16 protein-coding genes are annotated in these 19,230 nt (G+C 70.9%); 6 read left to right on the forward strand and 10 right to left on the reverse strand.

Going from position 1 to position 19,230, the window contains the following annotated elements; translation table 11 throughout:
* The first annotated feature begins 13 nt into the window (after positions 1–13).
* A complete protein-coding gene (locus JOD67_RS36120; RefSeq protein WP_205122152.1) occupies positions 14–1,657 on the forward strand; it encodes a glutamate--tRNA ligase in 1,644 nt (547 codons plus the stop codon).
* Here JOD67_RS36120 and JOD67_RS36125 read toward each other — a convergent pair.
* Positions 1,639–2,268, reverse strand: coding sequence for a pyridoxamine 5'-phosphate oxidase family protein (locus tag JOD67_RS36125; protein WP_205122153.1), 630 nt, complete (start codon positions 2,266–2,268; stop codon positions 1,639–1,641). The genes JOD67_RS36120 and JOD67_RS36125 overlap by 19 nt on opposite strands.
* Before the next feature lie 80 nt (positions 2,269–2,348).
* Between JOD67_RS36125 and aroA the strand changes: the two genes are divergently transcribed.
* On the forward strand, positions 2,349–3,641 hold the full coding sequence (aroA, locus tag JOD67_RS36130) for a 3-phosphoshikimate 1-carboxyvinyltransferase (RefSeq protein WP_205122154.1): 1,293 nt from the start codon (positions 2,349–2,351) through the stop codon (positions 3,639–3,641).
* Positions 3,638–4,639, forward strand: a complete 1,002-nt coding sequence (rsgA, locus tag JOD67_RS36135; protein ID WP_205122155.1) for a ribosome small subunit-dependent GTPase A — start codon at positions 3,638–3,640, stop codon at positions 4,637–4,639. The genes aroA and rsgA overlap by 4 nt, the downstream gene beginning before the upstream one ends.
* A gap of 5 nt (positions 4,640–4,644) precedes the next feature.
* On the opposite strand, the gene JOD67_RS36140 is transcribed toward rsgA, so the two are convergent.
* Positions 4,645–5,436 carry an inositol monophosphatase family protein gene (locus JOD67_RS36140; RefSeq protein WP_205122156.1) on the reverse strand — a complete coding sequence of 264 codons (792 nt, stop codon included), beginning with the start codon at positions 5,434–5,436 and terminating at the stop codon, positions 4,645–4,647.
* 116 nt (positions 5,437–5,552) lie between these two features.
* Between JOD67_RS36140 and JOD67_RS36145 the strand changes: the two genes are divergently transcribed.
* Positions 5,553–6,032: a DUF2231 domain-containing protein gene (locus JOD67_RS36145; protein WP_205122157.1), complete on the forward strand. Its 480-nt coding sequence runs from the start codon at positions 5,553–5,555 to the stop codon at positions 6,030–6,032.
* 33 nt (positions 6,033–6,065) lie between these two features.
* Here the strand turns inward: JOD67_RS36145 and JOD67_RS36150 are convergent, their stop codons facing one another.
* Together JOD67_RS36150 and JOD67_RS36155 are read right to left on the reverse strand one after the other, a co-directional pair.
* Positions 6,066–7,310, reverse strand: coding sequence for an MFS transporter (locus JOD67_RS36150; protein WP_205122158.1), 1,245 nt, complete (start codon positions 7,308–7,310; stop codon positions 6,066–6,068).
* Positions 7,311–7,823, reverse strand: coding sequence for a helix-turn-helix domain-containing protein (locus JOD67_RS36155; RefSeq protein WP_205122159.1), 513 nt, complete (start codon positions 7,821–7,823; stop codon positions 7,311–7,313). It abuts the gene before it with no gap.
* A 172-nt stretch (positions 7,824–7,995) separates the two neighbouring features.
* Here JOD67_RS36155 and JOD67_RS36160 point away from each other — a divergent pair, with 172 nt between their 5' ends.
* On the forward strand, positions 7,996–8,424 hold the full coding sequence (locus tag JOD67_RS36160) for a CBS domain-containing protein (protein ID WP_205122160.1): 429 nt from the start codon (positions 7,996–7,998) through the stop codon (positions 8,422–8,424).
* 6 nt (positions 8,425–8,430) lie between these two features.
* On the opposite strand, the gene JOD67_RS36165 is transcribed toward JOD67_RS36160, so the two are convergent.
* Genes JOD67_RS36165 through JOD67_RS36180 form a run of 4 tightly spaced genes read right to left on the reverse strand, consistent with a single transcriptional unit; the run spans position 8,431 to position 13,806 of the window.
* Positions 8,431–9,750 carry a 13E12 repeat family protein gene (locus tag JOD67_RS36165; RefSeq protein WP_205122161.1) on the reverse strand — a complete coding sequence of 440 codons (1,320 nt, stop codon included), beginning with the start codon at positions 9,748–9,750 and terminating at the stop codon, positions 8,431–8,433.
* 50 nt (positions 9,751–9,800) lie between these two features.
* Positions 9,801–10,403, reverse strand: a complete 603-nt coding sequence (locus tag JOD67_RS36170) for an NPCBM/NEW2 domain-containing protein (RefSeq protein ID WP_205122162.1) — start codon at positions 10,401–10,403, stop codon at positions 9,801–9,803.
* The gene (locus JOD67_RS36175; protein WP_372442356.1) at positions 10,400–12,421 is read right to left on the reverse strand and encodes a glycoside hydrolase family 97 N-terminal domain-containing protein; all 2,022 of its coding nucleotides are present in this window, start codon (positions 12,419–12,421) and stop codon (positions 10,400–10,402) included. Before JOD67_RS36175 ends, JOD67_RS36170 begins: the two co-directional genes overlap by 4 nt.
* A 41-nt stretch (positions 12,422–12,462) precedes the next feature.
* Positions 12,463–13,806 (reverse strand): aminotransferase class I/II-fold pyridoxal phosphate-dependent enzyme, encoded by a 1,344-nt coding sequence (locus JOD67_RS36180; RefSeq protein ID WP_205122164.1) that lies wholly within the window; start codon positions 13,804–13,806, stop codon positions 12,463–12,465.
* A 38-nt stretch (positions 13,807–13,844) separates the two neighbouring features.
* On the opposite strand from JOD67_RS36180, the gene JOD67_RS36185 reads away from it, so the two are divergent.
* The gene (locus JOD67_RS36185) at positions 13,845–14,531 is read left to right on the forward strand and encodes a pyridoxamine 5'-phosphate oxidase family protein (protein WP_205122165.1); all 687 of its coding nucleotides are present in this window, start codon (positions 13,845–13,847) and stop codon (positions 14,529–14,531) included.
* Here JOD67_RS36185 and JOD67_RS36190 read toward each other — a convergent pair.
* The gene (locus JOD67_RS36190) at positions 14,461–15,969 is read right to left on the reverse strand and encodes a DUF5719 family protein (protein WP_205122166.1); all 1,509 of its coding nucleotides are present in this window, start codon (positions 15,967–15,969) and stop codon (positions 14,461–14,463) included. The two genes, JOD67_RS36185 and JOD67_RS36190, sit on opposite strands and share 71 nt — an antisense overlap.
* Entirely contained in the window at positions 15,966–19,151 is a 3,186-nt protein-coding gene (locus JOD67_RS36195) for a glycosyltransferase family 2 protein (RefSeq protein WP_205122167.1), read from the reverse strand. The genes JOD67_RS36190 and JOD67_RS36195 overlap by 4 nt, the downstream gene beginning before the upstream one ends.
* Between the last annotated feature and the right edge of the window lie 79 nt (positions 19,152–19,230).

Consider the following 19,230-nt stretch of genomic DNA (forward strand, 5'->3'; position numbering starts at 1 on the left):
TTAGGGTTCATTCATGCTCGACCGCGCTGCCATCGACGCCCTGTTCCCGTCCGACCTGCCGGAGCCCGCGCACTGGGAGCAGCAGTACCCGCCGCGCTCGTTGCCGGAGGGTGCGCGCGTCACCAGGCTCGGGCCGTCGCCGACGGGTTTCATGCACATCGGCCAGGTGTACGTGGGCCTGATCGACTCCGACATCTCGCGCCGGAGCGGCGGCGTCTACATCGTTCGCGTCGAGGACACCGACCAGAGCCGCGAGGTCGAGGGCGCGGTCGAGCAGTTCGCGCGGGCGTTCGCGTACGCCGGGATCGTGCCGGACGAGACGCTCGGCACCGGCGACTACGGGCCGTACGCGCAGTCGCAGCGGGTCGCGATCTACCAGACGTACGTCCGCGAACTGCTCCGCGAGGGCAAGGCGTACCTCTGCTTCGCCACGAAGGACGAGCTCGCGAACCTCACCGAGCGGCAGCGGAACGCCGACGTGCCGACGGGGTACTACGGCAGGTGGGCGCTCTGGCGGGACGCGTCGGACGACGACGTCCGGGCGAAGCTGGCCTCGGGCGCACCGTATGTCGTCCGCTTCCGCTCCCCTGCCGCGCCGGGCGAGCGCGTCTCGTTCACCGACGCGATCCGCGGCGAGCTGTCGCACGAGGCCAACCGGAACGACGCGGTGATCCTCAAGTCGTCCGACTCGCCGCTGCGGCTGCCGACGTACCACTTCGCGCACGCGGTCGACGACCACCTGATGCGCGTCGACCTGGTGATCCGCGGCGACGAGTGGATCTCGTCCGTTCCGCTGCACCTGCAGCTGTTCTCGGCGCTGGGCTTCGAGCCGCCGGAGTACGCGCACATCGCGCCGCTGATGAAGCAGGAGGGCAAGTCGAAGCGGAAGCTCTCCAAGCGCAAGGACCCCGAGGCGTCGCTCGACTCCTACATCCAGGCGGGCTTCTCGTCCGAAGCGTTGCGCTACTACCTCCGCGGGCTGGCGAACGCGCGGCTCGCCGAGCTCCCGCTGCGCGAGGCGCTGGACGAGCCGATCCGGCTCGCGGAGCTCGGCGTCGCCGGGCCGATGGCCGACCTGGTGAAGCTCGAGGACATCTCGGCGGACTACGTCGCGTCGCTGTCCGGCGCCGAGATCGTCGCGGCGCTGTCGGAGTGGGCGTCGACGTACGACCCCGAGCTGGTGAAGGTGCTCGAGACCGAGCGCGACCTGGCCCTGCGGGCACTGGCGGTCGAGCGGGAGGGCGTGGACAACCCGCGCAAGGACCTGCGGAAGTGGTCGGACTTCCGCCCGGCGTACGGCTTCTTCTTCTCGTCGCTGTTCCCGCTGGTGTCCGACCCCGCGGACGAGCGCTTCGGCGGGCTCTCGCCCGAGCTGGTGCGCGCGGTACTGACGGACTTCGCCTCGACGTACGCCTGGACGGACGACTCGCAGGCCTGGTTCGAGCAGATCCGCGCCCTCGTCGGGCGGCACGGCTTCGCGCCGAGCCCGAAGGAGTACAAGAAGAACCCGGACGCCTACCCCGGCTCACTCCGCGAGGTCGCCCAGACCATCCGCGTCGCCCTCACCGGCTCCACTCGCAGCCCCGACCTCTGGGCCGTCACCGGCGCCCTCGGCGACGACGAGGTGAAGCGCCGGCTTCAGGCGGTTTCGCCGTAGAGGCGTTCGGCGTAGGCGGGGCCGTAGTAGCGGTTGAGCTCCTCCATCGTGGCCTCCGGGCGCTCGATGGCCTGGGCGATCGTCGCCCGGGAGGGGGCGGCGTCGGGGGCCCAGGTCTCGGGCTTCCAGAGCGCGGACCGCAGGAACGCCTTCGAGCAGTGGTAGAAGACCTCGTCGATCTCCACGAGCAGCGCGAGGTCGGGGCGGTGCCGCTTCACGACCATCGAGTCGAAGAACGGCGCGTCGCTGATCAACCGCGCGCGGCCGTTGATGCGGAGCGTGTCGCCGCGCCCGGGGATCAGGTAAAGCAGCCCCACGTGCGGGTTGGCCAGCACGTTCCGGAACCCGTCCACCCGCTTGTTCCCCGGCCGGTCCGGCACCACGACAGTGCGGTCATCCAGAACGTAGGTGAACCCCGGCGGATCGCCCTTCGGCGACACGTCACAAGAGCCATCGGCGCCAGCGGTCGCGATGAGGCAGAACGGCGACGCGGCGAGCCACTCGCGGTCCAACGGATCCAGCGCCGGCCGGGCCTTGTTGGCCGCCCGCGGCTGCGGCGACCCCACGATCGAACGCAGCTCCGACTCCGACGTGACCTCGACCATCTCCATGCCCATCACCCTACGTGCACGGCAGACACGGCCGAACTGAATTGTTCACCGTGCTAACGGACGACTACGCTCAACGACCGATGGCAGTTGCAGCTCAGGGTCACTGGCCCGCACCGACCGCGTCGGCGGCAGTCGACGCGGACGTTCGCATCCCCGGATCCAAGTCGATGACGAACCGCGCGCTGATCCTCGCCGCGCTCGCCGACGGCCCATCCCAGATCGGCCGCCCTCTTCGCGCCCGCGACACGATCCTGATGGCGAACGCCCTTCGCGGCCTCGGCATCGGCGTCGTGGACATCGGCGACGACTACGGGATCACGCCCGCGCCGATGCACGGGCCGACGCGGGTCGACTGCGGCCTCGCCGGAACGGTGATGCGCTTCGTCCCGCCCGCCGCCGCCCTCGCCGAGGGCGACGTGGACTTCGACGGCGACCCGCACATGCGCGAACGCCCGATCGGCCCGGTCCTCAGCGCACTCCGCGCCCTCGGGGCGAACATCGAGGACGAGGGCCGCAACGGACTCCCGTTCCGCGTCGTCGGCACCGGCGGACTCCCCGGCGGAACGGTCGAGATCGACGCTTCCGGCTCCAGCCAGTTCGTCTCCGCGCTGCTGCTCGCCGGTGCGCGCTACGACAACGGGCTCACGATTCGCCATGTGGGCAAGCCCGTTCCGTCCCAGCCACACATCGACATGACGATCGGCATGCTCCGTCAACGCGGCGTTGACGTCGACGACAGCGAGCCGGCCACATGGCGGGTCGCGAACGGCCCCATCAAGGCGATCGACGTCGAGATCGAGCCCGACCTGTCGAACGCGGCCCCGTTCCTCGCCGCGGCCGTCGTCGCCGGCGGACGCGTCCGCGTGCTCGGCTGGCCGGACGAGACCACCCAACCCGGCGACGCGTTGCGCGAGATCTTCAGCCTGATGGGCGCGCACGTACGCCTCGACAGCGAGGGCCTCACCGTGCGCGGCGGCGACTCGATCGAGGGCGTCGACCTCGACCTGCACGACGTCGGCGAGCTCACCCCGGTCGTCGCCGCCGTCGCCGCCTGCGCGAACGGCCCGTCGTACCTGCGCGGCATCGCCCACATCCGCGGCCACGAGACCGACCGGCTCGCCGCGATCGCGACCGAGCTGCAGAACCTCGGCTGCGACGCCCGTGAGACCGAGGACGGGCTCGAGATCCATCCGATGCCCTTGCACAGTGGGGTTTTCCGCAGCTACGCCGACCACCGGATGGCGCAGGCCGGCGCGGTGCTCGGCTTGGTCGTCAAGGGCGTCGAGGTCGACGACATCGCCAGCACGAGCAAGACCCTCCCCGACTTCGTCGGCATGTGGGCCGCCCTGCTCGGGCACGAGGTCACGGCGTGACCGGACGTCGGTACGACGTCGAGGACCCAGACAGCTATGCGCGCCCGGTTCGCCGGACGCGCCCGCGCACCAAGCAGCGCCCGTCGTACGAGGACGCGACCATCGGCGTCGTCGTCACGATCGACCGCGGCCGCTACACCTGCCTCGTCGACGCCCGCACCGTGATCGCCATGCAGGCAAGGGCATTGGGCCGCAAGGCGGTCGTCGTCGGCGACCGCGTCAAGCTCGTCGGCGACGTCACCGGCGGGGACGGAACCCTGGCCCGGATCGTCGGCGTGGAGGAACGTACGACCAACCTCCGCCGCACCGCGGACGACGACGACCCGATCGAGCGCATCATCGTCGCGAACGCCGACCAACTGGTCGTCGTCACCGCCCTGGCCGATCCCCCGCCGCGACCGCGACTGGTCGACCGCTGCATCGTCGCCGCGTTCGACGCTGGACTGGAACCCCTTCTGTGCTTGACGAAAGGCGACCTCGCGGCGCCGGACGAGCTGCTCGAGATCTACCGCCCGCTCAACGTCGAGTCCGTCGTGACGCAACGCGATGGGGATCTCACCGCGCTCAAGGAGAAGCTCGTAGACCGGGTGAGCGTGTTCGTCGGCCACTCCGGCGTCGGCAAGTCCACGCTCGTCAACGCTCTCGTCCCGGACGCCAACCGTGCGACCGCTCAGGTCAGTGAGGTCACCGGGCGTGGTCGGCACACGTCGACGCAGGCGTTCATGCTGCGTTTGCCCTTCGGTGGTTGGGTGATCGACACGCCGGGCATCCGCTCGTTCGGGCTCGCGCACGTCGACCCGGACTCGCTGCTGCGCGCGTTCCCCGACCTGGACGCGATCTGCGAGGACTGCCCGCGCGGGTGTACGCACACGCGGACCGAGCCGGAGTGCGCGCTCGACGAGGCCGTCGCCGAGGGCCGCGTGGACGCGGCACGAGTCGACTCGTTCCGCCGGCTGCTGGACTCCCGCGAAGCGCGTTCCGGCGACTCACACGACTGAGAGCCTCAGCCCGGGTCGCCGATCAGGGCGAGCACGTCCTCGTGCAGGCGGCCGTTCGTGGCCAGCGCGTTGCCGCCGTACGGGCCGGCCTCACCGTTCAGCGAGGTGAACGTGCCACCCGCCTCCGTCACGATCACCGACAGCGCCGCCATGTCGTGCATGTCCAGCTCGGGCTCGGTCGCGATGTCCACCGTGCCCTCGGCCAGCAGCACGTACGACCAGAAGTCGCCGAACGCCCGGCTCCGGCCGCACTCGTCCAGCAGCTGCAGGAACTCCCGCGCCCGGCCGTGCTCCTTCCACTCCGACAGGTCGGAGTAGGAGATGAACGCGTCCGCCAGCTCGGTGACCGTCGAGACCTGGCACTGCTGCGACAGCCGCAGGCTCTTGCCCGCGAACGCGCCCTCGCCCTTCGACGCCCACCAGCGCCGGCCGAGCGCCGGGGCGGAGACGATGCCGACGACGATCTCGTCCTCGACGGACAACGCGAGCAGCGTCGCCCACACCGGGACCCCGCGGACGAAGTTCTTCGTGCCGTCGATCGGGTCCAGGATCCACCGCCGCGGGCCCCATCCGGAGCGGCCCTGCTCCTCGCCCTCGACGGCGTCCCGCGGGCGCGCGCGGCCCAACGTACGGCGTACGCCCTCCTCGACAGCGGTGTCCGCGTCGCTCACCGGCGTCTCGTCTTCCTTGGTGTCGACCCGCAGATCCGTGGCGCGGAAACGACTCATCGTGAGCGCGTCAGCGTCGTCGGCAAGCAGGTGCGCGAGCCGGAGATCGTCGGTATAGGAGGAGGACATGGGGCACACGCTAACGATCTGCCCCTCCCAGACGGCTCCCGACCCGCGCGGATGAACCATTTGTCCCGCGCCTTCGTGCCAAGATCAACGGCAACCGCTACGGAGATTGGAACCACATGTTCGACCAAATCACCGGATTGCCCGTGCATGTCTTGGTGATCCACGCAGTCGTGGTGTTCGTTCCCCTGACGGTGCTGGTCGGGATCGCGTTCGCCGTCGTCCCGAAGTGGCGGTGGGTCCTGCGCTGGCCGCTCGCGATCGGCGCGCTCATCGCCACCGGCGGCACCTGGGCCGCCCGGCTGAGTGGGCAGGCGTTCTTCGACCGCCTGAACGAGCCGGAGTACGTCGAGACGCACGCCTCGCTCGGCCTGCTGCTGTCGTGGGTCATGCTCGGGTTCCTGGTCGTGGCGCTCGTGGCGTCGTACGTCCTGACCGGCCCCAACCCGATCCGCGGCGCGATCGAGCGCGAAGGCCCGTCCCGGGTCATCCAGCTGGTGGTCGCCATCGTCCTGGTCGCCGCCTCGCTGGTCGCCGGCGTCCAGGTCATCCGCACCGGCGACGCCGGCTCCCGCGCGGTGTGGGGCCAGAACCAGTAGGTGGACCTCGTTGATCTGTCCTCGGGGTCGGCGTCAGGTCGCAGTCTCACGCTCCCTTTCGACCGAATCCGCCAGCGGTCGCAGCGACCACACCGACCGATCCGCGACCGCGAGCAGGATCACCACGGCGTACACCCCGGCAGCCGCGACGACGACCGTGCTGACGCCGAACGCCGTGGCCAGCGGTCCGGCCAGCAGCTGGCCGAGAGGCAGCGCGATGAACGAGCCGAGCATGTCGTACGACACCACCCGCGACAGCTTCTCGTGCGGGATCCGCTGCTGCAGCGCGGTCTCCCAGATCACGGCGAAGATCGACACCCCCGTACCGGCGACCAGCGCGGCCGCACAGAGCACGATCGCGTTCGGATACCAACCCAGTAAGGCGATCAGCGGCGCCTCGAGCACCATCGCGAGCATCGCGATCCGCATCGGGTGCCGCGGCCGGAACCGCAGCATGAGCAGCGTGCCGAGGAAGAACCCGAGCGCATTGAACGCCAGGATCGCGCCCCACGCCGTTCGGCCGAACGTGTCGTCGGCGACGACGGGTCCGAGCGTGTTCCAGGCACCGGCGATGATCATGTTCAGCGCGGTGAACGCCACGACGACCACCCAGACCCAGCGCCGGGAGACGAACTCCCGCCACCCGACCCGCAGGTCGTGCAGCGTGGAGGTGCGTTCGCCGACCGGGATGCCGCCGACCTTGAGCCGACTGATCAGGATGGCCGCGACGCCGAACGTCACCGCGTCGAACGCGAGCCCCCATCCGGAGCCGGCGAGCCCGACGATCACGCCGCCGAGCGACGCCCCGCCGATCATCGTGATCGTGCGGATCGCACCACTCAGCGCGTTCGCCTGTTGCAGGTGCTCGCGGGAGACGAGGTGCGGGAGCAGGCCGAAGAGCGCGGGCAACGTGAACGCGGCAGCGGCCCCGTTCACCACCTCGATCGCGGCGAGCTGCCAGACCTCGGCGCTGCCGGTGAGCAGCAGGCCGGCGGCCAGGGCCTGGGTGCCGAAGCAGACCACGTGCGAGACGACGAGCACGACATGCCGCGGGAGCCGGTCGGCGATCACACCGCCGTACAGCATCAGCACGATCATCGGGATGCTGCGCGCCGCCAGCACGATGCCGAGCGACGACGCGGAGTCGGTCAGGTCGAGGACGGCGAACGCGAGCGCGATCGGCGCGATCGCGTTACCCAGCAGGGAGGAGAACCGCGCGGCGAGGAAGTAGCGAAACCGCTTCTCCCGCAGCGGCGCGAGGCTGTCGCGACTGATCATCTAGCTCTCCATCCGGAACATCGCGACGGTCGCGTTGACGTGGATCGTTCCCTCGGTCCGCGGTGGGTGAGCGCGTTTGTGCAACAGAGTCGAGGCTTCCTCGCTGAGCCGGATCGCCTGCGCCCAGTCGTCCTCGTCGATCCAGAGCTCGGCGTCGGTGTACGAGGACGGGCCCTTGGCGAGGAACTGCACGCGGCGGACGAGCTCGTCGGCCACGGCCCGGGCGAACAGCAGGTTGGCCTCGGGATCGGGCGGGTTGTCGACCCGGTCGCGATCATCGCGGTGGGCGTACGCGTACCGCTTGGCGATGCCGCCGCGGATGGACTCCTCACCCATCTCGTCGAGATAGCCGGCGGCCGCGAGCGTGCGGATGTGGTACGACGCGTTCGCCTGGGTGATGCCGAGCTCGCGGGCGACCTCGGACGCGGACATGACCGCGCCGGTGAGCAGCGAGAGGATCCGCAGCCGGATCGGGTGGGCGAGAGCCCGCAGCGAAGAGACCTCCAAAGACATGTTGGGGAGTATGCGGTACTGCAATACCGACTGTCAAAGAGTTGTTTGGGGGTAACAGTTCCATAGCTTATTGAACGTTCAGACGCAACGTCTGGCCGTATGGCGTGGAACACAGCTAGCCTGCCTCACACGGGGGACCAGCCGCCTACGTGGCGACCGAAGGGAGGCCGGAATGCGGATCAGCTCAATCCTGCGCGGCAAAGGCGACAGTGTCGTCACCATTACTCCTGAATCGACGGTTCGTGAGCTCCTCGCACTGCTCGCCCAGCACAACATCGGCGCGGTGGTGGTGAGTGGGGATGGATCGACCATCCAGGGCATCGTGTCCGAACGCGACGTGGTCCGCGGTCTCGACCGCGGAGTCGACGTTCTCGACGCCCAGGTGCTCACGATCATGACCGGCGACGTCCACACCTGCTCACCGGCGGACACGGTCGACCAGCTGATGCGCCTGATGACCGAGCAGCGCGTCCGGCACATCCCTGTGCTGGTTGACGAACGGCTGTCCGGACTGGTGAGCATCGGCGACATCGTGAAGACGCGGATCGGCGAGCTCGAGTTCGAACGCGAACAACTCGAGCACTACATAGCTGGCGCCTGATCGCCCTCAGAAGGGCGGCGGGTCCGGATCGGTGAGCTGGACCGGTTCGACGACGTACTCGCGCCCGTGCGGGTCGGTCCACTCGAAGTGGCCGGGCTCGGGCTGGCGCATGGTCCAGGTGCCGGACTGTTTGACCAGATCGTGGTGGGCACAGAGGGCTCCGGCGTTGCAGGCGCAGGTCGGCCCGTTGTCGGCGTGGTTGGTGGTGTGGTCTCCGCGGCAGACCATGGCCGGGTGCCGGCAGTTCGGGAAGCGGCAGTGGCCGTCGCGGATCTTGACGTGCTCGTCGAGCAGTCCACGGAAGTAGCGGGTGGAGACCCGACCGGTGTGGACGACCTGCCCGGTGACCGGGTCGGTAGCGGCCCAGCAGGCGGTCGCATCCGGGTCACCGGCAAGCTTCGCCGTCAGTTGGCGTGCGATCTCGGTGACCACCGGCCCGTACCCGGCGAGCGTCGCCGGCCGGGTGCCCAGGTCCAGCAGCGTGGTGATCGGCGCGGTCAACACCAGCTTCGGGCCGTTCCGCCGCCGCCCCTCGATCGTGACGTCGGGAACCTCGGTGAGCGGGCTGACGGTGGTGGCTTCGTCGAGGGGCTTGCCGCGCAACATCGCTGAGGCGAGGTCGGCGCGCAGCTGTGGGCGGCTACGTTCATCGCCCATGGCCTTCCGCGTGTCCACACACGACCGCAGATACGCCTCCGCCTCAGCCACCTCATCGACCGGCAACCCGTACACCCGGATCGTCGCCGTCGAGTCCTCATCCGGGAAGAAGTCCACACCCCGTTCCGCGACCCGCCGCTCGTGCCGCTCCCGAGCAGCGTCGGGATTGATCCGCACCACCTGCGCGGCGACCTCGGCACGCAACCACCCCGTCGTACGCGTCTCCGCCCGCCCCAGCACAGCGTTCTCGACCTTCTGCCGATCCAACGGATCCGCCAACACCGCCACCCCGGCAGCCAGAACCTTCGCCTTCGCCAAATCGATCCGCCCCGCCGCCAACGCCACCCGCGTCCCCGGCAAATCGACAAGCTGCGCCGCCAAACCCGCGAACGTCTCCCCCGCGTACCGAGTCCACGACAACGCCGACGCGACAACGTCTCCGATGAACGGATCCCACCGGTCGGTCCGCCGCGGCGGACCATCCTCAGGCCCCGGCGCAGTGTGCGCCAACGCCTCCACATCCGCCAACGACTCCGCGTCCAACCACGCCTTCATCCGCTCCCGCGCCCGCAGCCGATCCTCCAACTCGACACCACTGCAGTCGGCACGGTCCTTCCCACACACCGCCGCCAACTGCAGCGCCTCAGACGAAGTCAGCGTGTCGAACATGCCTCTGATTCTACCGCATGAATCACGCTAATGCCCAACAGGACAAGGGGCTATTCGCAGTGGATCAGAGCGTCTCCCCAGGAGGCGTGGTCGAGGCTCGAGTCGTCGCCGCCGTCGGTGACGCGAAGCGTGAGCTCGTGGACACCGCGGATGTCGACGTTCAACGCCTGCGCGGGATTCGTCGTGCGCAGGACGCCGGTCTCGGCGAGCAGCAAGCCGTCGCCGAGCACGGCGAACGACACCGTGCCGCCCGCCAGCGCGCGGTCGACGCGGCCGTCGACCTCGTCGTCCACGCCCACCGACGCGGCGAACGTCGAGCACTGGCCGTTCAACGGCACGGTCACCGCCGACGGAGCGTGCACGCCGAGGCCGCGGCCGAAGCGGGTACCGCCGACCGTGAGCGTGATCCCGTCACCAGCGGCGGACTCGCCGTTGGACAGGTCCAACTCCGCCGGTCCGAGGCCGTTCTCCACCACGGTGAACGGCCGGTCCGTCAGGTACGTCGACCCAGCGGGCAAGGGCTTCCACACGTGCACCGACGTAGCGCGCTCGTTCTCGAACCGCAGGCCAGCGCTCGAGGTGAACGCCGCGACCACCGGTACGTCGGTCAGCCCGACCGGCTCCCCGACGCGGACGGTCCAGGTCCCGCTCACCGTCGCCCGGCCGCCAGCCGCGAACGTCGCACCGGATCGCCCGACACCGACCAGCCGGCCGGCACGCGCGGCGCCAGCACCACCGACCGCACCGCCTCGTCCGGCGTGAACGAGCCGCTCACCTCGTACGTCGACCCCGGCGTCAGCTTCTCCGCCGACGGCGACACCGACATCGCGGCGGTCGGCATCCCGTTCACCGGCACCGCGCAGGTCCGCAGGCCGGGTCGCCACTTGCACGCGATCGCGGCAAACCCGCCCTCAGCAACAACGGGCACCGACAGCGACCCGCCCTCCGGAACGACCTGTTGCTCACGCACCAGGCCAGCCGGCGAGTCCCGCACCACCTCGACGAGCGTTCGCGCACGTACGAACGAGAACGGCACACTCAACGTCCGAGCGGCACCCGACACCCCGCCGCCCACGAACCAGCGCGCACCCGAACGCCGCGCGATCACCGCCGACGACCCCGGATCTCCGGACAGGAGCCGCGTCTCGTCCCACACCGTCGGCACCTGGTCGAGGTACCACTCAGCCAGCGGCCGCGCCCCGTACGCCTCGATCGTGCCCGCGAAGTCCTGCAGCCCCGACTCCATCAGCACCGACAACGCCAGCTCGTGCGCATCCGACGTCGGCCGAGACGCACGCTGGAACGCCATCGGCGTGTAGTCCATCGAGCCGACGACGTTCCGCGTGAACGGCAACGCCAAGAGGTGCGACGTCGTCACGCCGCTCGACTTCTCCGCACCGTGCACGGCCTCCATCGTCATCACGTTCGGCCAGGTGCGATGGATGCCGTGCGGCAGTGTCGAGCCGTGGAAGTTGGCCAGCATGCGTTCACGGGCGAGCACGGGCAGGATCTGGTCGTACCAGCGGTTCCGCTCCTGCCCGTCGGAGTCCATGAAGTCGATCTTCAGGCCCTTGATCCCCCACCGATGCCACAGCGGCAGCAGCTCGTTCCACTCCTCGGGAGTGTCGATCGTGCTGAACCGGATCCAGGTGAGGATGTCGACCTGCCTGGCCTTGGCGTACCGGACGAGCTCGGGCATCCAGCTGGTCTGCCGCCAGTTCGGGTCGTCGTACCAGCCGGCGTCTACGAGGACGTACGGCCAACCGTGCTTGGCGGCGTAGTCGACGAACGCCTTCTGCGCCGGCAGGCTCTGCTGCACCGAGCGTCCGCCCGCGAGCCACGTCCAGACCGCGGCGCCGGGGCGAATCCATGACGTGTCACCTATCTTCGACCGCGGCGCGAGATCGTCGACCAGCGTGGACTCCGTGATCGTCGCGAGCGAGCCGACGATCATCGTCCGCCACGGCGTGGCCAACGGCCCGTCGACGGCGACTTCGGTATCCCACAGGCCGATTCGGTACGTTCCCGTGCCCGCGTCGTGCAGCAGCCGGCCGCCGGAGTAGCGGCCGTCGACGTCGGACTCGCTGATCAGCAGGTAGCTTCTGCCGACGCGGAACAGCGCGGGATGCATGTACTCACCCGTCGGAGCGTCGGCCGCGGTGGACGGGAGGAACGGGTTGTCGTAGTCGCGGCGGTACTTCGCCAGCCAGGCGTTCGCCGTTGCGGGAACGGCGAACGTCGAGGCCTCGCCGAGCACGGATCCGAGCTCGGCCGGCAGCACGTACCTGTACGCGACGCCGTCGGGCGCGACGCGGACGACCAGGTCGAGGCGGGCGCCGGCGGCGTTGCGGAACGCGAACGTCGCCTCGGTCATCACGTTCGTCCGGTCCAGCCGCTTGCCGACGGTGGTCCGATAGCGCTCGACGACGCGGCGCTCGGACCGGCGCTGGAACACCAGCCCGCTGGTCAGATCCGCTTGCTGGGTTCGGATTCCGAGCGCACCGGGCTCGAGCACAGTGCTTCCGGCGCGCGTGACCGCGAGCGACAACGCGCCCTCGCCGGAGAGCGCGACGACCGCACGCGGGCCCGTTCCGTTCGGGCCCTTCACTGTCCACGCGGTATCGGCGTGAGCGAGGGGAACGGCGAGCGATCCGAAGAGCAATGGCAACACGATGGCAACCGCTTTCCAGATTCGCCCCATGGTCGGGCACGCTAGGCGAGAAAGCGGTTTCCGTCAAGGAAGACAGCGTCCGCGACGACCTCGGCGAAGGCTTCCACCTCGTCCTCGTCGAGGGCGCTCACCGAAACGCGGATCGCCGGCGGCGCCTCGAGCCGGAACGCCGATCCCGGCGCCACCACCCAACCCGCGTCGCGCAGCCGGGTGGCCACCGAGGTCTCGTCCTCGACCGGAATCCACACGTTGATCCCGGATCGCCCGACCGCCGGAACGCCCCGTGCGGCCAGCGCCTCGATCAGGCCGGTCCGCCGCCGCGCGTACGACGCCTTCGCAGCGGCGACGAGGCGGCTCACCTCCGCGTCCTGCCAGAGGTCGAGCACCAGTCGTTGCAGGACGGTCGACACCCAGCCCGCGCCGAACACCTGCCGGCCGACCAGCCGCCCCAACGTCGTCTCGTCGCCGGCGATCACCGCGACCCGCAGGTCCGGCCCGTACGGCTTGGACGCCGAACGCACGAACGCCCACGACTCCGTGCTCCCGACCAGCGGCGCGAGCGACTGCTCGGACAGCTCGGCGGCGTGGTCGTCCTCGATCACCAGCACGGACGGGTGCTTCGCGAGGACCGCGCGCAGCTCCGCGGCTCGTTCGGCGGTCACCGCTGCTCCGGTCGGGTTCTGCGCGCGGCTGGTGATCACCATCGCCCGAGCGCCGGCCTCGAGCGCGGCCGCCAGTCCGGCCGTCGTAGGGCCGTCGTCGTCGATCGGCACCGGAACGAGCTCGAGCCGCAGCGCGACCAGCAGGTCGACGAGGTTGGTCCAGCCCGGATCCTCGACGGCGATCTTGTCGCCGGGTTGCAGCCGGGCGGACAGGATCCGTTCGATCCCGTCCATCGCACCGCCGGTCACCGCGAGGGTCGCGCCGTCGACCGGGACGCCGTCGGCGGCGAGCCGCTCGCGGGCGAGCCCGACGAGCTCGGGGACGGTGGGGTCGTCGTCGTACCCGAGGGGCTCGTTCCACGCCGGGTCGGCTGCGACGCGGGCGAGCCGCGGCGCGAGCGGCGGCAGCAGCCGTGGGTCCGGCCCACCGCCGGCGAGGTCGCGGGCACCGGGTGGAACGGACAGCCTTCGCCGTACTCGCCCGCCGCCCAGGGCTGGGCGGGAGCGGACCTTCGTGCCCGAGCGGCTGGTGGTCTCGACGACGGCACGTTCGCGCAGGTCCCGGTACGCCGCGGCCACGGTCGCCGGGCTGACTCGCAGCTCCCCCGCCAGCCGCCGCACCGGCGGGAGCAGGTCGCCGGGCGCGAGCTGCCCCGAGCGGACGGCCGCCTCGATGCTCTCGGCTATTCCGGCTCGCGTGGATCCGCGATACTGTACTTCCACAAGAAGAGCACTGTACTAGTACAAGCCAGGAGAGAGCAATGACCGACACGACGACGCGGGCCGTCGCGACGCGGATGCCGGAGCGGATGCACGCGGACCGGGAGACGATCGACGCGATCCTCGACGAGGCGCTGTTCTGCCACCTGTCGTACGTCGTCGACGGCGAGCCGCGGCTGATCCCGACGATGCACGTGCGGATCGGCGACGCGCTCTACCTGCACGGCTCGACCGGCAGCCGGCCGCTGCGGATGGCGCGCGAGGGGCTGCCCGTGTGCGTGGCGGTGACGATCGCGGACGGGCTCGTGTTCAGCAAGGCACAGTTCCACCACTCGATGAACTACCGCTCGGTGATCGCCCACGGGATCGCGCGGGTGGTGACGGACGAGACGTTGAAGCAGGAGTTCCTGTCCCGCTTGGTCGACCGCATCGCGACCGGCCGGACGAACGACTGCCGCCCGCCGACGCGGAAGGAGTACGCGAGCACCACGCTCCTCGAGCTACCGCTGACCGAGGTCGCCGCGAAGATCCGCAACGGACCGCCGAGCGAGGAGCCCGAGGACGAGAACCTCCCGTACTGGAACGGCATTCTCCCCCTGCACACCGTCGCCGGCGAGCCGATCTCGCTCGAGCCGAAGGTGCCGATCCCGAGCTACGTCAAGAGCTGGAGCCCAGCGCAAGCTGGGGACGGGCGACCGGACGTTGGACGGTCAGGGGCGCGGAGCTGAGCGGGTACGCCGAGAGCATCGGGCCGCCCGCCGTTCCGGAGAGCAGGCGAACGGCGTACACCGGGCGGCCCTTCTCGGGCGTCACCACGACCACGTACCGCTTCACTCCGGCCGGCGGAGCCAACGGCTTCGCCGCCGTCGCGCCCGGGCCCACCGCGACCGAGGACTTCGACAGCTCCTTGCCGCTCTCGTCCCGCAGCGCCACCCCGACCGCGGTCTGCGCGGCACCCGGGTTGGTGACCAGCAGCGTTCCCGCTCCGCCGGTCGTGAACGGCACGACGCCCTCCGAGGTCAACGGCGCGGACGCGGCGCCGAACGCGACGTCGCGAATGCCCTCCTCGCCGGCACCGGTCTCGCTCCGCACGGCGGCCGTCACCGGCACGTCGGACCGGACCCGGATCGCCGAACCCTGCTTGAGCGTCACCTTGTCCAGCTCCACCTCGAGAACCGTCCCGGGCTGGACCTCGAGATGGCTCAGCTCAGCGGGCTGGAACGTGCCCTCCTTGGCGAGGACCGAGACCTCCACGATCGCGGTCGAGTCGCCGGGCGCCACCACCGTCAACGTGCGCCTGCCCACGCCCGGCGCCAGGCCGGGAATGATCATGTCCCGCGTCGGCGCCACCGCGGCCGGGATCCAATCGATCCCGGCGGGCGTGCCCGAGTTCAGCGTCTGGTCGCGGATCGCCGCGGCGACCCGGCCCTGCGTGACCTGAACATCGATCGCGAGCAGCTCGCTGGTCGGCGCCAGCTCGTCGAGCTCGAGCACGACCTGCTTGCCCGGCAGCACCTCGATGCTGCGGGTCGCTTCGGTACGGATCGGGCCCTTCTCGTCGTACAGCAGCAGCCTCGCGTTGGCCTTGGTGTTGTCGACGTTCGTCAGGTAGAGCCGGCTGTGCCGCCCGACCGCGCTGCCCGCGCCGACGAACCAGAACTCCGAGCCGGGCGCCGAACAAGCCGTCTCGGAGAGCCCGTGCTCGTTGCCGCTGACCGACGTCGTGAGCTGGCCCGCCGCCACACCGGGCGCGAGCACGCCACGCGCCCGGACGGTCGCGGCCGTCGGCGCCTTCACCGCGCGGTTGTAGAGGGCGACCTGTTGGCGCTCCTTGACCGAGACCGCCTCGCCGCCGCCCACCAGGCCGCCGACCGTCAACGTCGAGTCGGTGCTGAGCGGCGGGACGCCGGCCGGCGCGGCCGGAGGATCGGCGGGAACGGCGATCGCGGCGACGTTCGTCGACGTCACACCGGAGACGAACGAGGCCTCCGGGCACACCAGCGACGCGCTCTCGACCGGCACCTCGAGGGCCTTGCTCGCCTCGGCGTCCGGGCCGGGCGCCTTCACCAGCCAGCCGGCGCCGACGAGCGCGGCCGCGACGGCGGCGAACACCAGCGCGCGCAACGCCGGATGCAGACGACCAGAAGTTGATTGTCGGGAGCTCATTGGTTGACCCCCTCAGGAGTACGCAGGGGAATCGGCTCGCCGACCCGCTGGCCGCGCGGCGGATCCGGATCGTCACCGCTCCGGCCGTGCCGGCCACCCGGGTCGGGGGGCTCCTCGCTGAGGTTGCGTTCGGGCGCCCGAGTCGGCAGCGCGAGCACGATCACGAACAGCACCAGCGCGCCCTGGATCGCGAGCAGGATCGCGTGCACCGGCGAGGCGTGCTCGAGCGTCAGCGTTCCGGCGGTCGAGGGCAGCTCGAACGTCTCGCCCCACACCCGTTCGGGCCCGGGCTCCAGCAGGACGCCGTCGATGCTGGCCTGCCAGCCCGCGTCCGGCGCCTCCGACAGCAGCAGCTGACGGCCGGGCGAACCGTCGGGAACGGGGACGCTCGCCTTCACGATCGACGAGTCGAGCACCGTCTCCCCCGACTCGCTGTCGGCGAGGATGCGGAGCCGACCGGCCGGCGCGTCGATCTGCCACGCGGCGGCGTTCTTCGGGGCGCTCGACCGGGTGATGCCGGGCGTCGTGTCGAGCAGCGACACCACCCGCGGTTCGGCGGGCGGCGGCAGGTAGACGTAGCCGATGCCGTACCGCGCCAGGTCGGCCGCCGCGGACTCGCGGCGCCCGTCGCTGAGCAGCTCGCCGACGTCGGCGCTGAGCCCGGTCATCGCGCTCCGCGCCGTCCCGGTCTCGGCATCGCCGAGCTTGGCGCCGTTGCCACGCAGGACGGAGTAGCCGACCGAGCCGTCCGCGGCCGGGTCGAGGACGAGCGCGCGAACGCGAGCGGGATTGGTCTGCTCGTTGACGATGTACGACGGCAGCGCGGCGGGCGTCGACCGTTGCAGCGGGCCGGTCGCACCGCTCGCCAGCCACCAGGTGAGGCCGGCAACCGGCGTCGCGACCGCAGCGACAGCGAGCAGACCGGCGACCGGCTGCCGCCAGGAGAAGCTTCGTTCGCTGAACACGGCACCGGCGCCGTCGGCACCGAGGGCCGACGCGGCGATCAGCCCGGCGGCGACCATCACCGCGGCGAGGCCGGGCCAGGCGGCGATGTCGCCCAGCCAGTCCACGCTGACCTGCAGCCTCGTCTGGACGAGGCCGACGGCGAGGCCGAGCACGACGACGGCCCAGGCGGAGCCGACGCCGACCGTACGGTCGCGGCGGAGCAGGCCGGCGAGGCCGACCACGACGAGCACGCCGAGCAGCCAGAACGGCGCCGCGCCGGGGCCGCCGGGGTTGCCGAGCGCGAGCACGTACGACGGCAGGTCGACGGTCGTCAGCGCGGGATCGCTGAGCCCCGCCTCGGTGAACAGCAGCGCGGGCGTACGGAACAGCACCAGCGTCCACGGCAGCAGCAACAGCGGCGGCACCAGGAACACGGCGACCAGCTGGGGGACGCGGACGCGCAGCGCGACGGCCGCGCCGATCAGCAGCACGACCGCGATGACGTACGCGATCGGCACGAACGCGGTGAGCAGCGCGAGCAGCAACCCGGTGGTCCAGGTGGCCGACCAGGATCCGTTGCGGACCAGCCGGTGCGCCGCGAGCGCGAGCAGCGGCAGCACGATGATCGCGACGCAGGTGCCGAGGCGACCGGCCGCGATCGCGCCGGTGACGGCCGGCAGCGTGGCGTACGTCGCGGCGGCCCAGATGCGGACGGCGCGGGCCTGCAGGACCTGGCGGGAGAACAGGTACGCGGTGACGGCGGCGAGCGGGATGGCGCCGATGATCAGCACGTCGACGGCGAGCCAGACCTTGCCGATCAGCACCGTGGACAGCATGCCGATGACCGCGAGGTACGGCGGCGCGGCGCGGCTGGAGCCGAGCTCGACCGGGTGCCAGGACTCGAGGTAGCGGGTCCAGAGGTCGACGTACCCGTCGGGCGGCGCGAGCAAGGCGCCACCGGACAGCACGCCGTCGCCGAGCAGGTTGCGGGCCGCGACGAGCGCGACGACGACCAGCGCGAGCACGAGGATGACCGGCGGCCGGGTCGCGACCCAGCGCACGATGCCGAGGCCGTCGGAGTCGAGCTCCTCGGCCTCCTCCGAGACCGGACCCGTCTCGTGACCGGCGCGGCGGACTCGCTTGGCGGTGCCGGAGTGGGTGCCGGAGCGGGCCGAGACGACACCGACGACGGTCTCGAACGCGTGCGTGAGCCCGATCCACGGCGGTGGCAGCAGGTGGCGTACGGCCCGGCTGGAGACCGCGCGGATCTTCGCGCGGCGCCGGCGGCCGACGATGATGCGGTCGATCCGGCCGAGTGCGCCACCGAGCGCGGCGATCTCGTCGTACGCGGCCTCCGGCCACTTGACCACGAGCAGGCCGATCGTGCGGAGCAGCGTGCCGAGAATCAGCCGCAGGGCGACGAGCGGGAACGCCGGGGCCGAGCAGTTGACGAGCAGCGTGTAGATCGCGTTGCGGCGGTCGATCCTGCGGGGGCGGCCGTTCGCCCGGCCCTTGCCGGCGTTGATCGGCCGGGCGTTGTGGGTGGCGGCCTCGTAGTGGTGCACGACCGCGTCCGGGCAGGTCACGACGCGGTGGCCGGCGCGGTTGGCCCGCCAACCGAAGTCGACGTCGTCGCGGAACATCGGCAGCGCGGCGTCGAACCCGCCGAGTTGGTCGTAGACGTCGCGGCGCACGAGCATGCCGGCGGTGCTGACCGCGAGCACGTCGCGGACGGCGTCGTGCTGGCCCTGGTCGAACTCGCCGTACTCCATGCCGGTCTCGCGAGCACCGGCGCCGGTGATCGCGACACCCATCTCGAGGATGCGGCGGCCACGAGGCCAGTTGCGGAGCTTGGGGCCGATGACGGCGGCGGACGGAACGGTGTCGAGCAGCTCGAGCATGCTCTCGAGCGCGTTCGGCGTGGGGGCGCAGTCGTCGTGCAGGAGCCAGAGCCACTCGACCGTACGGACCTCACCGCGGTGATGCGGGGTCTCGTCCTGGGCGAGCGGGACGCGAGCGACGCCGCGCGAAACAGCCTCACCGAAGCCGGTGTGGCGTGGGGCGGTCGTGACGGCATGCTCGCCGAACGTGTCGACGAGCAGCTCACGGCTGCCGTCGCTGCTTCCGGTGTCGACGATCGTGATGCGATCAGGTCGCCGGCGCTGCTGGCGAAGACCTGCGATGAGCTCGCTGAGCCAGCGGGAACCGTTGTGAGCGACCACGACGGCGGTGACCACGTGTCGAACCGGCGGCGGGGAACCGTCGGGCGTACTCATGCCTAGCTGTGGGCCTCTGCTGCTGGGGATGGGACTTCGG

The organism is Tenggerimyces flavus, from assembly GCF_016907715.1.
Taxonomy (GTDB): Bacteria; Actinomycetota; Actinomycetes; order Propionibacteriales; family Actinopolymorphaceae; genus Tenggerimyces; species Tenggerimyces flavus.